Raw genomic sequence first — 13341 nt, 5'->3', positions numbered from 1 at the left:
CACAGCAATTGAGTCTGGAATGATCACTATATGGATTGTATAAGATATGGGGTACTCGTGATAACCTAACCGTTAACCACGGTAACAGAAATTCGTAGCAGGATAGAGAGTTACAGATGGCTAAGGTAGCATTGTTAATTTTAGGAAAGATAGTTGTATTTAGTAGTTGCTATTCATCATCAAAACAAGATAAATTAAGTCAAAATTGCCCCACCCATCAACCGCTCATAACGATACTTCAACTCTTCTTTCATCAAATACCAACGCTCTAAAGTTACATCCATCTCGATTATTTTCTCTGCTGCTTGCCGTGCTAAAAGTAAAACTTCCTCATCGTCAACCAAACTCGCTAATGTAAAATCTGGTACTCCAGATTGACGAGTTCCTAGTACTTGCCCAGGCCCACGAAAACGCATATCCATCTCGGAGATGAAAAAACCATCCTGAGATTGTTCTAAAACCTTCAACCGTTGTTGAGCATCAGGACTTCTGGAACTGCTCATCAATAGACAATAAGACTGAGCTGCGCCTCGACCGACACGCCCCCGCAGTTGGTGAAGTTGCGATAAGCCAAATCGCTCCGCATTTTCAATGAGCATTACCGTAGCATTAGGTACATCTACACCAACTTCAACGACAGTAGTAGAAACCAAAATTTGTGTTTGGTTATCACGAAATTTGGTAATCGCTTCATCCTTATCGGCTGAACTCATGCGACCATGCAGCAGCCCCACTTGAAAATCGGGAAAAATACTTTCTTGTAGCTTTTGATGTTCATCTACAGCCGATCGCAAATCTAGTTTTTCTGATTCTTCTACCAACGGCAAAACTACATAAACTTGTCTACCTTGAGCAATTTCTCGGCGCATGAGGTCGTAAGCATGGTTGCGTTGCTGACCCGATAATACTGTTGTCTGAATCTTTTGTCGTCCTGGTGGTAACTCATCAATTTGGCTCACATCCAAATCCCCGTGTATCGTCAGTGCCAGTGTTCGGGGAATCGGGGTAGCTGTCATAGTTAACACATGAGGTTGATTACCTTTTTGCTGCAAACGTGCCCGTTGTTCTACCCCAAAACGATGCTGCTCATCAATCACCACTAACCCCAGTTGATGGAAGTTTACGGGGTCTTGAATTAAGGCATGGGTTCCCACTAACAGAGGTAATTCACCAGTTCCTAACTGAGAATGGATTTGTCTTCGTTTCGCAGTTTTGGTAGAACCTGTCAGTAATTCTACTGGTAAATGCAAGAGGTTAAACCAACTAACTAACTTGCGATAATGTTGTTCTGCTAAAACTTCCGTGGGAGCCATTAGTGCTGCTTGGTAGCCAGATTGAATTGCTGCGAGGATAGCTAACACGGCGACGACTGTTTTACCTGAACCTACATCACCTTGCACCAAACGATTCATTGGCACAGGTTTTTGCAAATCGTTAAGGATATCGTTAAGAACTCGTTTCTGTGCGCCAGTGAGTTGAAAAGGCAGTATTTCGTGAAATTTCTCTACAAGCTGACCTCGCGGAACGAGGATGGCGCTGGTTTGAATCGCCCTTGCTTGCTGTTGACGTTGCAGTAACCCAAGTTGCAAGTAGAAAAATTCATCAAAGACTAGGCGACGACGGGCAACTTGTAAGGCGGCGCTATCGCTGGGAAAGTGGATATTAGCGATCGCATCTTTCAATTCCATCAAACCATATTTCTGTCGCAAACCACTTGGCAAAGGGTCTTTCAGGCTAGCCGCAGCAGGTAAAGCAGTAATTACTGCCTGTCGCACCGTATTCGCCACCACACCCTCAGTCAATCCATAAATTGGTACTACCCGCCCAATATTCAGCGACTCAATCGAATCTCCTGGATTTGCCAAAACCTCTAGTTCTGGATTATCCAGTGTCAAGCCGTATTTACTTTCTTTCACTAACCCACACGCCGCTAAAATACTACCCACTGGATAACGACGTTTTAAACTTTCTTGCCAAGCGCGACTGCTAAAGCGTGTACCTGCGTAAAAACGACCAATTTTGATTTGACCGCTATTATCTTTTACAACCAGTTCTAAAATTGATAATTTCTGATTTTTAGGGCTACTAAAGCAATTGCAACGCTTCACTGTAGCCACTATTGTCACCGTTTCACCTGCCTGTAACTCGCGGATATTTACCTGACGCGCATAATCAATGTGGTCACGAGGATAGTAAAAAAGTAAGTCGCGGATTGTGTGTAAACCAAGCCGTGCCAAATTATCAGCTTTTTTGAACCCTATTTCGGGTAAATCGCTGAGTTTTTGGTCAATTTTCGGTGCAAGCCTCTTACTTACCTCAGTAATAATTTTAGATTTTGGGTCGCGCCTTTGGTGCGCTGGAAGCGCAACTTGGATTTTGGATTGATAAGTTTTCCCCTGCTCCCCCGCTCCCCTGCTCCCCTGCTTCCCCTCTTCCCCGTCCTCCTCTTGCTGTAGTTGTGAGAGATACCTACGAGTCTCTGCTACTAAATGTTGCCTTTCTTCCAGTGCCAGATGTGGATAACTAGCAAATTGCACCGCTAGTCCTTGCCAACGGCGGCGTTCAGTTTGGGGTAAGCCTGTTGGGAATTTGCCCAAAGTTAGGCTCAGAAATTCACTGAAACGGTATTCTCTGCCTATCAAGTCTGTAAAGCCTCGTTCAGCTTCTATTGCCAAGGCTTTCTGCAATCGTATCCAATCTGGTTTTTCATTAGTCATTGGTCATTGGTCATTGGTCATTAGTCATTGGTGAGCCAGTGTGGTCTTGGGGATTTCCCCCATGAGCAACTGGCGTTAGCGCAGCGCTAGCGAGGCACGAACGTCACCCGAAGGGTCATTGGTCATTTGACTCTGGACAAAGGACATAGACGCCTTAGCGGCTTCCCGCAGGGTAGGACAAATGACTAATCCTCAAACCAACTAGCACGCCATGCAGCTTCAGCTTCTGCGATCGCTTTTTCCCGATGTTTCTTTTGATACTCTCGTCCTAGCTTGTTTAGCTGAACTAAAATACTGCGGATTTGCCTGCGTTCAGAGGAGAGTGCCACATCAGCAAATTCAATTTCCCCTAGCCGCAGGTTAATAGCCATGATTTGGGTCAGTCCAGAATCTTCTGATTGCTGCTCATTTTCAATTTCAATTACTAAGTTTAATAAGTTTGGTGGCCCTGGCATAGCCTCAGCAGATGCTTCTGATGCCGCCGCAGCCGCAGCCGCTAAAATCGGTTCTGGTAATTTTTTGGGTAATACCCCAGATTTTTGTAATAAAAGATTAGCATCATGGGAAAGTTTTTTCAGTATCTCTTGCGTGACCTCTTCTAAATTCTGTTGCCATTTTGCTAGTTCTATAGGATTAGAGGTGTCGGCGCTCAGAGGCTGAGAATTTGAGGTGTCCAAAAGTTCAGAAGATGTTACTTCCTTATTCTCCTCATCTTCGTCATCTCCCTTATTTACTTTAGCTTCCTCACTTTTAATACAATTGAGCAATTGCTCTGCTGCCACTTGACACAACTTGCGAATGGCTTGTTGCAATTGCTGACGCTGATTTAATGATAAATGTAGAAAGTTTTCGGGATATCCCTGTGTACAGAGATGATAACTCGCCAAAATCAGCTGTTTTTTTACAGCTAGCCCCAAGGTATTTAAATAACTAGCATAAGCGCTTTGTAGTTCTACTGCGATCGCCCGAATCGCTTCTTTTACTGCTGCAATATCCCGTTCAATTCGCTCGATTGCTCTTGCCATATCTTTTCGTTCTTGTCCATGTGAACTATTACATAGTACAAATGTACGAATTTATTTTATAATAACTTTCCAAAGGTTTTTAGATTTTAAATTAAATGCAATATTTCACCTATCTACTAAAAAAACACAGGTCAGGCTATTTGCTTGACCTGTTTAGTAAAGAGTCATTTGTCCTTTATCCTTGGTAGAGACTAATGACAAATGACCAATGACCAATAATATTACATGCTGCCAATTTGTGCAGCGACTTCATCAGCAAAGCTAATTTCTTGCTTCTCAATGCCTTCGCCCAATATATAGCGGACAAAGCGAGTCACTTGAATCTCGCCGCCTAATTGCGTTTTTGCTTGCTTCAAAAGGTCTTCTACGGAAATACTTTGATCGCGGATGTAAGGCTGATCGAGCAAAGTCAATTCTTTCAGGCGTTTTTCAATCCGTCCCTGAACAATCTTTTCTTTGATGTTATCTGGCTTGTTCGCCAAATCATCCTTGCCCATTTCAATATCTTTTTCCTTTTGGGCAACTTCGGGTGGGATTTGGTCTACGCTTACATACTCGACATTTGGACAAGCTGCAACTTGCATTGCGGTGTTCCGTGCCAAGCTTTGAAACTCGGAATTAGCAGTTACTGATTCCGTTTGAGAACCTAGTTCTACTAATACACCAACTCGACCGCCAGTGTGAATGTAGCTTTCTACTACACCTTGCGCGCCTTCCGCTAGTGCAAAATTGATAAAGCGACGCACTTGGATATTTTCACCGAGCGTAGCAATAGTTTGCTTGATGAATTCTTCTACAGTCCCGCTTGGATTCTCAGCATATTGTTGAGCTAACAAAGACTCAACACTATCAGCAGTCGCTGCTTGCTTTGCCAGATTCTTAACTAAAGCTTTAAAAGCGTCGTTACGAGCCACAAAGTCGGTTTGGCAGTTGACTTCGATGAGTACACCTACTCGACCACCGGGTTGAATGTAAGTGTCTACTAGACCTTCTGCCGCAATGCGATCGCTTTTTGCCCCTGCCTTAGAAATGCCCTTTTTCCGTAGCCAGTCTGCGGCTTCTTCTACGTTACCTTCAGTCTCTATCAGCGCCTTTTTGCAGTCCATCATGCCTGCACCAGTTTTTTGGCGTAGCTCTTGGACGAGTTTTGCAGATATTTCCGCCATGTTGCCTCAATTCCTAACTTGACCTCGAGTTGTAATCAGTTACTTAATTTAGTGCTGAGTTGTGTTAGCGTTAGCGGGGCGTTTAGCCCGTGCTGAGTTGTGAGTGTTCAATTATCAATTTTATTCTTCATTGACAAATCACAACTTACAACTTCAAAAATCAAGACTCAGCACTATCCGATTTGCTGAGTCTTTCTATCTTACTCAGCGCTATTCGTCTGTTTCCTCGTCGGGAATTACGGCATCAGTATAATCGCTTTCTTCGTAGTCATCGTCATACTCACTACCGTCATAATCTTCGTAATCATCTTCAGCATCTAGCTGACCGTGACGACCTTCATAAATGGCATCTGCCAATTTCCCGACTATCAGCTTAATTGATCTGATCGCATCATCGTTTGCAGGGATGGGGATATCTACTACATCTGGGTCACAGTTTGTATCCAGCATGGACACAATGGGAATATTCAGCTTTTGGCATTCTTGAACTGCGTTATATTCCCGCCGTTGGTCTACAATGACCACGATATCGGGTACTTTCCGCATTGTTTTAATACCGCCCAAGTATTTCTGAAGCTTCGTCATTTCCCGACGTAGCATTGATGCTTCTTTTTTGGGTAATAAATCCAGTGCGCCAGTTTCTTCACGGCGTTCTAAATCTTTCAAACGATCTACCCGGGTTTTGATAGTTGTCCAGTTGGTCAACATTCCGCCCAACCAGCGCTGGTTAATGTAGTGGGAACCACAACGGCTGGCTTCTTGAGCAATAATTCCAGCTGCTTGGCGCTTAGTGCCGACAAAAAGAAACTTCTTCCCTTGTTCTGCGTGCGATCGCATGTAGTTGTAAGCATTATCCATCAACTGGGCAGTTTGCACCAAGTCGATAATATGCACACCATTGCGGGAAGTATAAATGTAAGGAGACATTTTTGGGTTCCAACGCCGGGTTTGATGCCCAAAGTGAACCCCTGACTCCATCATTTGAGCCAATGAAACTACTGGCATAAATTTTTTAACTCCGATTCGGGTTAAACCTCCATCCAAGTGCATTTCCCAACTGGGAAACACCCGAATTCTTAGATGTGCGAGATTAGTTAACCATACTAGGTTAGCACATTTGCAAGAGTTTGGTGAGGCGACAAAATAGCGCTGCCCACTCAACAATAGGAAGCGCTATGCTTGTATTTAACTCAAAATTATGTTAGCGACACGAGAAAGCAAGTCCGCAAGCGTCATTACGAATTACAAATTCCGGTCTTCTTGATCATTCGGCTTAGGTTTTTGTCGCCGTTGTTCTATTTGATCGTCGATAGTTTCTCTCATCTTGCGATCGGCAGCGTCCATCGCAGAATACTTAAAGCGGTTGAGTATGCCACTGAAAAAGTTGCTGAAGAATCTTTCAATTTCTTGCATAATTTTATACCTCAGTATTTACAGGTAAATTTTTGACTCTACATTGGTCTTGGACTTTCTAGTGGAAGTTGGAAATAAAACGCTAACCTCTGGCGAATGAATGTATAAAACAGTTTCATCAATCAAATTAGTACTGTTGAGATTTCCAAGATTGAAACGCTGTGAATACCCATCTATTGTATTCTGTCTAAGGTAATAAATATGTCAAAGATATAGGTAACAAATTGTTTACTTGTGTAACAATTTTTCGATTTCACAGTTACTTACTCATTAGTGCCTTTAGTGTGATGTCTACAACAAGCTATTCAGTGTTGCAACTTTTGGAATTAGTGAATAGTATCGGGGTCTACATTGAGCGATCGCAACCTTGCCTTTAACTGTTCTATCTGCAATTCTGCCTGTTCTGCTCGTTGACGTTCCTGTTCTGCTCGTTGGCGTTCTTGTTCTACCAGTTCTTCTGCTTGCTGCCTTGCCAAAACTTCCTGTCGCAAAGCCTCTACCAGTTCATCAGGGATGAGTAATTTTTCCCCTGTATCTTCTCGATAAAACCCAATTAAGCTTCCCTCAATCACCAAGCGCAGTTGTAGCGGTTCACTGCGTCCATCTTGTATGGGTTCGTAGATTTCTCCTCGCAGCCGATAGCCACGTAACTGTTGTTCTACCCACTCACCTTTGGGGTCAAATAGCCAGTATTCTTTGACACCTAGCTGCTCATATAGAGTCTTTTTGAAAATTTCGTCTTGTCCTTTAGTACCAAAGGATGTCATTTCAAAAATAACTGTGGGTACTTGACCCTCTTCCCAGATTTTATAGTTGTCCCGGCCACCAGGTGCAACATCAAAAATCACCATTACGTCTGGGGCTACCCGCAATTTGGGAAAACCCTGTGCATAATAAAGAAATTGATTTGCCAATACTGTTGCCTGACGATTTGCCAAATACTGTTTCAGGACTTCCAAAGTACTTAGCAAGGCATAAAGATGATCGTAAGTTTCTGCCACTGGTTGACCATCAGCACTAGGGTAGAAGATTTCTGATTCGACATTAACAGGTAGAGTAGCCGTCATAGTTGTAAAATCAGTGCTACGAGATTATTGTAGAACAACTCTACTTCTCTCTAACTTGAGATGTGCAAGCTTTTCAATATATAACTAGATAATTCACAAAATCCTTCGCCTTCGGCAGCAGTGGTTATGTAAGCAGGGTGATATTTCAACTGATTTATATATTCCAGCACATTCGCCACTCCTACAGAAATAGGAAAATAACGCCGATCAAATAAACTTTCATCATTGGGACTATCGCCCACAGTAACAATTTGTTCTGGTGAGTACTGGGGCAAATATTCGCGCAACACCTGTAACAATCCCACAGCTTTATCTTGCCCTTGGGGTTTAATGTGACACTGCACATTGCTATAAGTAAATCCCCAACCCATTTGTTGACAAAGACCATCTAGGGTTTGTAGTTCATCTTGACTCAAACCAGCTACATCAAAAGTCCAGTCGGTAACGCGAAAACGATTATCAGCAGATTCTTGGATTTGAGGAAATTTAGTTTGTAAATTCTCAAAAGTTGTAGCTAAGTGCTGGCGATGTTTAACTAAATCGGGAATGGGTGTTAAAACTACTGGTTTCTGGTTTCCAGGCGGAAAATACAAACCGCCATTTTCTGCCATAGCACCTGCCACTGGCATAATCGCACTCAATCCACTCACCCACCCAGCAGAACGTCCTGTGACAATCATTACCTGAATGTCAGCAGCCGCTAAATCCTCTAAAGCTTGCAGCAGTGCAGAAGTAAATTTTCCTCGTCTAGTTAATGTGCCATCCATATCTGTGGCTATCAGACGTATATTGCTCAAGCTTGTAGATGAAACCTCAGACAGGGCAGGAACGCTCAAATGTCTGGACATACGTGGTTTTGTAAAAAGCTGTGAAAAATATTAATCATACAGCAAGATGGTATGGAAAATTTGGGCATCCTAAACATCAGGAGTCAAGTTTTTCAGTTTGCAACCATGTCCACTTCGATGTTTCTTGCCCAATCCTCTGGGACAAAGCCTAAAAAAGCAACCCAGGAAGTGCCAGCAAGTAATCCTCAAATACCACCGCTATTGTTGGTAACTTCTGGAGGACTGGCTTTCGCGGTGATTGCTTTAATTGTTTATAGTAAGCTCCAGAAGGATAAGCTGGAGAAAAAACTTAAGTTTGAACAATTCCGGGCGCGAGAATTAGAAAAAAAGTTTAAGCTGGCGCTGGAAACGATTCGCAAAATGGAAACTAATCCCGATTTGGTCAACTCGCGGGACTTTAACCTAGATTATCTGCGAATGCGGATGTCAGAGGAGGTGTTTCATTTTGCAATCCTTAATCAGGTGAAGATTCAGATCAAAGATAAAGTTACTCAAGCTCTGCGTCCAAATCAAGCCCAACAAGGAGCAGTCGGAATTGCTAATAGCTCTGGACGGCAAGTAGATGAAACTTTTGATGTAGAGTATGAAACTGGTAGTCCAGGGAACTCTGCTAAACGAGTGCTGTTTCGCATTCAAGTTCGGTTGATGAAGTTACCAACGCAAGCAACTTCTGCAACTATTAGTCAAATTATTGACTGTATAGAAACTTACCTAAGCCCCATAGAAGATGAAGATAGTTGGCAACCAACACTTCAGGGTCGGATTGCTACTATGCATTGGGATCAAAAGGCTAAACCCACGCCTCTACTGGTTCTGGAGCAATCCAATGAAGGCGTGAATGTGACTTTTCGTACTAGTCGCCAAGCAAATTCTCCAACTCCGCCAAACCAACCTGGAATGAAAAAATCAGGCTCGGCTAAACAATAAATTATGGCTTTAGGTAGGTAGACGTAATTAAATGTAATAGATTAAGGACTGACGAACTGTACAAAATGACTTTCGTATGCATTATTAAATTGATTGTTTCAAGCTAGCGTAGTCCGGCATAGGCATCGCTAGCTAATAGTGAAAAATCAAACTTGAATGCCTGAAAATCTGCATACATATTTAGCTACTTCTGTCAATATGTATTAGCCTTTTCAAGGTATAGCAAGGGACTGGGGACTAGGGACTGGGTGAAAAATCTTTTTGTGTCTAAGTTTCATCATCTGTTGATGTCCTAACCACCAAGGCTTGTGCTATAACTCCAAAAATCTCTTTTTTGCTTTGTGTTTTCTGCGCCTGTATGGTTTAAAAGTAAATATTTAACCTTTCCAGTAGCAGACAGGACTCATGCAAACAATAGCCAAAACTTTAATACTCAGGTAGGGGCAATTTATGAATTGTCCCTACCGCGTGTAGTTTTGCGTAACTTTTAAACAGAAATGGTATAATCTATCCACTGTTCGTTACTTAAACCTCATCTGTTGCTCGTGACAACATAGCGATCGCCTATGTCTTAGGATATAAAGATTTTGAAAATATGCCCTAGTCCTAAATATCAATAATTTGATTAATTAACAATTATTTTTGACACTACACAAGCTTTAACAGAATATATAGGAATCCGGTTTGATTCTTAAAATTAATTAGCTTATTAAGCAAAAGGCAGCAGTCCAGAGGATTCCAGGATATTAAGGCGTACCGAGGTTTTTGCAAAAAATCAAACAGTAATCCTATACAAAAAAGCAGAAACTATCTCTCTTTATATATATATAAAGGTCAAACTTGAAATTACTAACTCTAAAGGAATAGTTTCGCCGGAGAAAGCAAAGTCTAAGACGGACTATGCCTATCCTTGTTGGTTTGTTCACAATTATTTATTTTTAGATTGGAATTTTAGGATATCAAGAGGTTTATTAAGCAGTAATACTCACTGGGTTATTTAAATTTCTTGACTTTCAACCTTTCAAGTAAAGTTTATTGTCTTTTAAATTAAACAGACTCCATCAACTGCTAATGTTTTAATTAGTGAAAGTAAGGTTTGAGCGTAATTATATGCGTCTCAACTACTTAACAAAGCTTAAAAGTTGGATAATTAGCGATTAATTTTATAGCGATTAGTTAGTTAGGAATCTCCAAGAGTTTATATTCGCAGAGTACACAACTTCTACAAACCGAACTCCGAAACGCGATGATGAATCATTACTCACTTCAATGGATTGAGGCATGGTGCCAAGAAAATGGCTGGACAGATTTATTTGTAGAGCGACGTAACAACTTCTGGGCTTTTCCGCCAGGTGGGGTAATGCCAGAACCAATCCCAGTCAATGTTCTCAGAGTGATTAAAGCTGAGAAGGGATTAACCTTTGAAGAAAGATTGTGGTCGATGTCCGCAGTAATTGGAACAATTTTAGCTGTTCTTTTTACCTTTTGGTTTCAGTCGCCGATGCCATTGGTTTTAGCTTTCGCTTTTAACGCCGTTACAGTGGCTCAATTTGAACTTGAAGATGCCTAAATTATTATTTTGGGCTTTGCTATTAAAAACTGCTCTTGTCTACTTTCGGCAAGAGCAGTTTTTAATTTCAGATAGAGAGACGAAATTACCACATATCTAAAGTTGGTCTTTCAGGTAGGGATTAAACTTGGGCAGATTTTTTCACGGGTAGGTTGCGATCGCAATTATCTTAAAACAGTTCAGCGATCGGATGTACTAACACAAGTGGTTAAACAGCCCACATCTGTATTAATCGAAGCAGAGCGAGAGCGTAAGAGTGTGGTGAAGAAAACGGAAGAAAGCCTAAAATAACTTTGCCGAGTGACGTTTTTCTGACTTGCGATCGCAGCCGCTTGAAAAGAAGCTATTACCATGCAGATATTCCCGATTTTGAGGCGACTTAGGGGATTTTCGCACGAGAAAAAGACAATTTACCATTTCCAAAAATCTTTGCAACACATAAATCTCTCAATAAGCCCAACCTACGCTTTAGCCCCTCAGCCCTTGTATCTCTAGAGCATCTATAGCGATTTTTTGATGGATATAATACACTACTTTAGTCTCTAGCCTCTAACCCCTTTGTCTCACCAAAGAATATTGTACCCAATCTCCAAGGGCTATATTTTAAATTACGTAATGCAACAGTTGTCTCTTTTCTCTGATGTGTCTAGCTCCGAGCCAACAAATACAAATTGGTTCCAGAATATTTTAACCATTCTTGCAGTGAGGCAAGAACCAGCATGGACTGATAATTTTGGTAAATCTCTCCGCCAATGGCTGATCCAACAAGGACATATTCCCATTAAAACACTCAGCTTATTTTCTGGTGGTGGTGGATTAGATATTGGATTTCATGATGCTGGCTTTGAAATCATTCAAATGGTAGAACTTGAAGCCAAGTATGTTCAGACTTTAAAAAGAAATTCCTTACCAGATAAGTGGCTAGCAGGCTCTGAACCTATTTGTATTGATATTAGAAAGTATTTACCTGAATCTCATCTCACGATAGATTTTATTATTGGAGGCCCTCCTTGTCAAACTTTCTCTGCTGCCGGACGTAGGGCGGCTGGAGTGTCTGGAACAACTGATGTTAGAGGTACACTATTTCAAGAATATATTCGTATTCTGAATCTACTTAAGCCGAAAGGATTTCTATTTGAAAATGTATATGGAATTACTGGTGCTAATGGAGGAGAAGCTTGGCAAGAAATTCAAGAAGCTTTTAGAGAAGTTGGCTATAATATTTATTTTCGTATTCTTGATGCCGCTGATTATGGAGTACCTCAACATCGGGAGCGTTTATTTATTGTTGGATTAAAAAAGGGTGAATATTTATTTCCCTATCCTACTCATGGCCCTGATTCTCTTAATCAAAATTCTTATTATTCAGCAGGAGAAGCTGTAGAAGGTGCTGATATTTCAGAGGTTGAAACAGGTTTAGATTTAGGCGGACGTTTTGGGCATCTACTCGAACATATACCACCTGGACTAAACTACAGTTTTTATACAAAAGAGATGGGTTATCCTAACCCAATATTTAGCTGGAGATCAAAATTTTCAGATTTTCTCTACAAAGCAGATCCAACAAATCCACTACGCACAATTAAGGCACAAGGTGGACAATACACCGGGCCTTTTTGTTGGGAAAATCGTAGATTTTCGATTGCAGAGCTAAAGAGATTACAGACTATTCCTGATGACTATGAAATTCTTGGTAATAGGCAAGTTTCTATTGAACAAATCGGAAATTCAGTACCTCCTCAACTTGGCCGGATATTGGCTCTTAGTATTATAGAACAAGTAATTAAATTGGAATTACCTTTTCCTATAGTTTACTTACCTGAAAATAAAAAACTAGGTTTTCGGCAGCGTAAAAGAAAGTTAACTAAAATTTATTCTGAAAAGGCTAAATCTGCAATTGCAGATTTATGTAAAACAGGAAAAATTTTATCTGTACCTCGTTTTCAATATGAAAACAAAGGAAAAATGATCAGATTTTTATCTGCTGATTTCTCTTGGACAAGTGAACAAAGCGCTGAATGTGTAAAAATTTATATATCATACGATTTGAATGATACTTGCTGGACATTCACAGCAGGTATCAATGAGAATTGTGAAGAAGAAAATCAATTTGTTATAGATATTAATCCATCTTATGGTCACAATGAATGGGTTCTGGGAACACATTCAGTTAAGCTTTGTGGTAAGGCTCTTGATATACAGTTATATACATCTCTTTGGAAAGCTTTTGAAGAGAAGTTAACTGAAGCTACAGGAAAAGCGGATTTAGTGCAGTTATCTGGATATTATCAATACAATGCCCGAATTAGTGGAATCATAACCTTTCATCCTCAATTGAAGATTAATTCGCTTTGGCGTGTAATCCAATGTGTAGCGAGGTGTATTGGTACTGCTTCTCAACTTTCCGCTACAGAGCTTGCAGACTTATGGGGTGTGAAAGCAGAAGATGTTTTCTCCTATCTTCAGTCTCTACGAGCTATGGGTTACGAAGTTAGGAATAATAACACAAATCCACAAATTAACAAAGGTGAGTATTTAATTCCTTACGCTTTTCCTACGCTAAATCCTAAAAGTGTACAACTTCGCAAGAGTTTATAAGCACATCATG

Annotated in this window: 11 protein-coding genes; 3 read left to right on the top strand and 8 right to left on the bottom strand. The window is 41.0% G+C overall.

Annotation, left to right across the window (positions count from 1 at the left end; translation table 11 throughout):
• Positions 1–194: 194 nt before the first annotated feature.
• From recG to RMZ41_RS20200, 7 genes are all read right to left on the bottom strand, one after another.
• Entirely contained in the window at positions 195–2717 is a 2523-nt protein-coding gene (recG, locus tag RMZ41_RS20230) for an ATP-dependent DNA helicase RecG (protein ID WP_322639852.1), read from the bottom strand.
• A gap of 185 nt (positions 2718–2902) precedes the next feature.
• On the bottom strand, positions 2903–3742 hold the full coding sequence (locus tag RMZ41_RS20225; RefSeq protein WP_322639851.1) for a hypothetical protein: 840 nt from the start codon (positions 3740–3742) through the stop codon (positions 2903–2905).
• Positions 3743–3963: 221 nt separating this feature from the next.
• Positions 3964–4908 (bottom strand): translation elongation factor Ts, encoded by a 945-nt coding sequence (gene tsf / locus RMZ41_RS20220; protein ID WP_322639850.1) that lies wholly within the window; start codon positions 4906–4908, stop codon positions 3964–3966.
• 210 nt (positions 4909–5118) lie between these two features.
• Entirely contained in the window at positions 5119–5913 is a 795-nt protein-coding gene (gene rpsB / locus RMZ41_RS20215; RefSeq protein WP_322639849.1) for a 30S ribosomal protein S2, read from the bottom strand.
• A gap of 237 nt (positions 5914–6150) precedes the next feature.
• Positions 6151–6321: a hypothetical protein gene (locus RMZ41_RS20210; protein WP_322639848.1), complete on the bottom strand. Its 171-nt coding sequence runs from the start codon at positions 6319–6321 to the stop codon at positions 6151–6153.
• A gap of 326 nt (positions 6322–6647) precedes the next feature.
• Positions 6648–7388 carry a Uma2 family endonuclease gene (locus RMZ41_RS20205; protein ID WP_322639847.1) on the bottom strand — a complete coding sequence of 247 codons (741 nt, stop codon included), beginning with the start codon at positions 7386–7388 and terminating at the stop codon, positions 6648–6650.
• Positions 7389–7438: 50 nt separating this feature from the next.
• On the bottom strand, positions 7439–8236 hold the full coding sequence (locus RMZ41_RS20200; RefSeq protein ID WP_322639846.1) for an HAD family hydrolase: 798 nt from the start codon (positions 8234–8236) through the stop codon (positions 7439–7441).
• Positions 8237–8341: 105 nt separating this feature from the next.
• Here RMZ41_RS20200 and RMZ41_RS20195 point away from each other — a divergent pair, with 105 nt between their 5' ends.
• Together RMZ41_RS20195 and RMZ41_RS20190 are read left to right on the top strand one after the other, a co-directional pair.
• Positions 8342–9163 (top strand): hypothetical protein, encoded by an 822-nt coding sequence (locus tag RMZ41_RS20195; protein WP_322639845.1) that lies wholly within the window; start codon positions 8342–8344, stop codon positions 9161–9163.
• 1246 nt (positions 9164–10409) lie between these two features.
• On the top strand, positions 10410–10733 hold the full coding sequence (locus RMZ41_RS20190; RefSeq protein WP_181154152.1) for a hypothetical protein: 324 nt from the start codon (positions 10410–10412) through the stop codon (positions 10731–10733).
• Positions 10734–10912: 179 nt separating this feature from the next.
• Here the strand turns inward: RMZ41_RS20190 and RMZ41_RS20185 are convergent, their stop codons facing one another.
• Positions 10913–11086, bottom strand: coding sequence for a hypothetical protein (locus tag RMZ41_RS20185; RefSeq protein ID WP_322639844.1), 174 nt, complete (start codon positions 11084–11086; stop codon positions 10913–10915).
• Between the two features lie 262 nt (positions 11087–11348).
• Between RMZ41_RS20185 and RMZ41_RS20180 the strand changes: the two genes are divergently transcribed.
• Complete coding sequence (locus RMZ41_RS20180; RefSeq protein ID WP_322639843.1) at positions 11349–13331, top strand: DNA cytosine methyltransferase; 1983 nt, start codon at positions 11349–11351, stop codon at positions 13329–13331.
• Positions 13332–13341: the final 10 nt, after the last annotated feature.

It is taken from the genome of Nostoc sp. DedVER02 (assembly GCF_034530675.2).
Lineage (GTDB): Bacteria > Cyanobacteriota > Cyanobacteriia > Cyanobacteriales > Nostocaceae > Nostoc.
The sequence above is the reverse complement of the archived record's forward strand: the minus strand, read 5'-3'. Positions and strand labels throughout refer to the sequence as shown.

Excerpts from the sequence above, each read along its gene's own strand:
- recG (WP_322639852.1), bottom strand. The coding sequence starts at position 2,717 with ATGACTAATGAAAAACCAGATTGGATACGATTGCAGAAAGCCTTGGCA.
- RMZ41_RS20225 (WP_322639851.1), bottom strand. The coding sequence starts at position 3,742 with ATGGCAAGAGCAATCGAGCGAATTGAACGGGATATTGCAGCAGTAAAA.
- tsf (WP_322639850.1), bottom strand. The coding sequence starts at position 4,908 with ATGGCGGAAATATCTGCAAAACTCGTCCAAGAGCTACGCCAAAAAACT.
- rpsB (WP_322639849.1), bottom strand. The coding sequence starts at position 5,913 with ATGCCAGTAGTTTCATTGGCTCAAATGATGGAGTCAGGGGTTCACTTT.
- RMZ41_RS20210 (WP_322639848.1), bottom strand. The coding sequence starts at position 6,321 with ATGCAAGAAATTGAAAGATTCTTCAGCAACTTTTTCAGTGGCATACTC.
- RMZ41_RS20205 (WP_322639847.1), bottom strand. The coding sequence starts at position 7,388 with ATGACGGCTACTCTACCTGTTAATGTCGAATCAGAAATCTTCTACCCT.
- RMZ41_RS20200 (WP_322639846.1), bottom strand. The coding sequence starts at position 8,236 with ATGTCCAGACATTTGAGCGTTCCTGCCCTGTCTGAGGTTTCATCTACA.
- RMZ41_RS20195 (WP_322639845.1), top strand. The coding sequence starts at position 8,342 with ATGTCCACTTCGATGTTTCTTGCCCAATCCTCTGGGACAAAGCCTAAA.
- RMZ41_RS20190 (WP_181154152.1), top strand. The coding sequence starts at position 10,410 with ATGATGAATCATTACTCACTTCAATGGATTGAGGCATGGTGCCAAGAA.
- RMZ41_RS20185 (WP_322639844.1), bottom strand. The coding sequence starts at position 11,086 with ATGGTAATAGCTTCTTTTCAAGCGGCTGCGATCGCAAGTCAGAAAAAC.
- RMZ41_RS20180 (WP_322639843.1), top strand. The coding sequence starts at position 11,349 with ATGCAACAGTTGTCTCTTTTCTCTGATGTGTCTAGCTCCGAGCCAACA.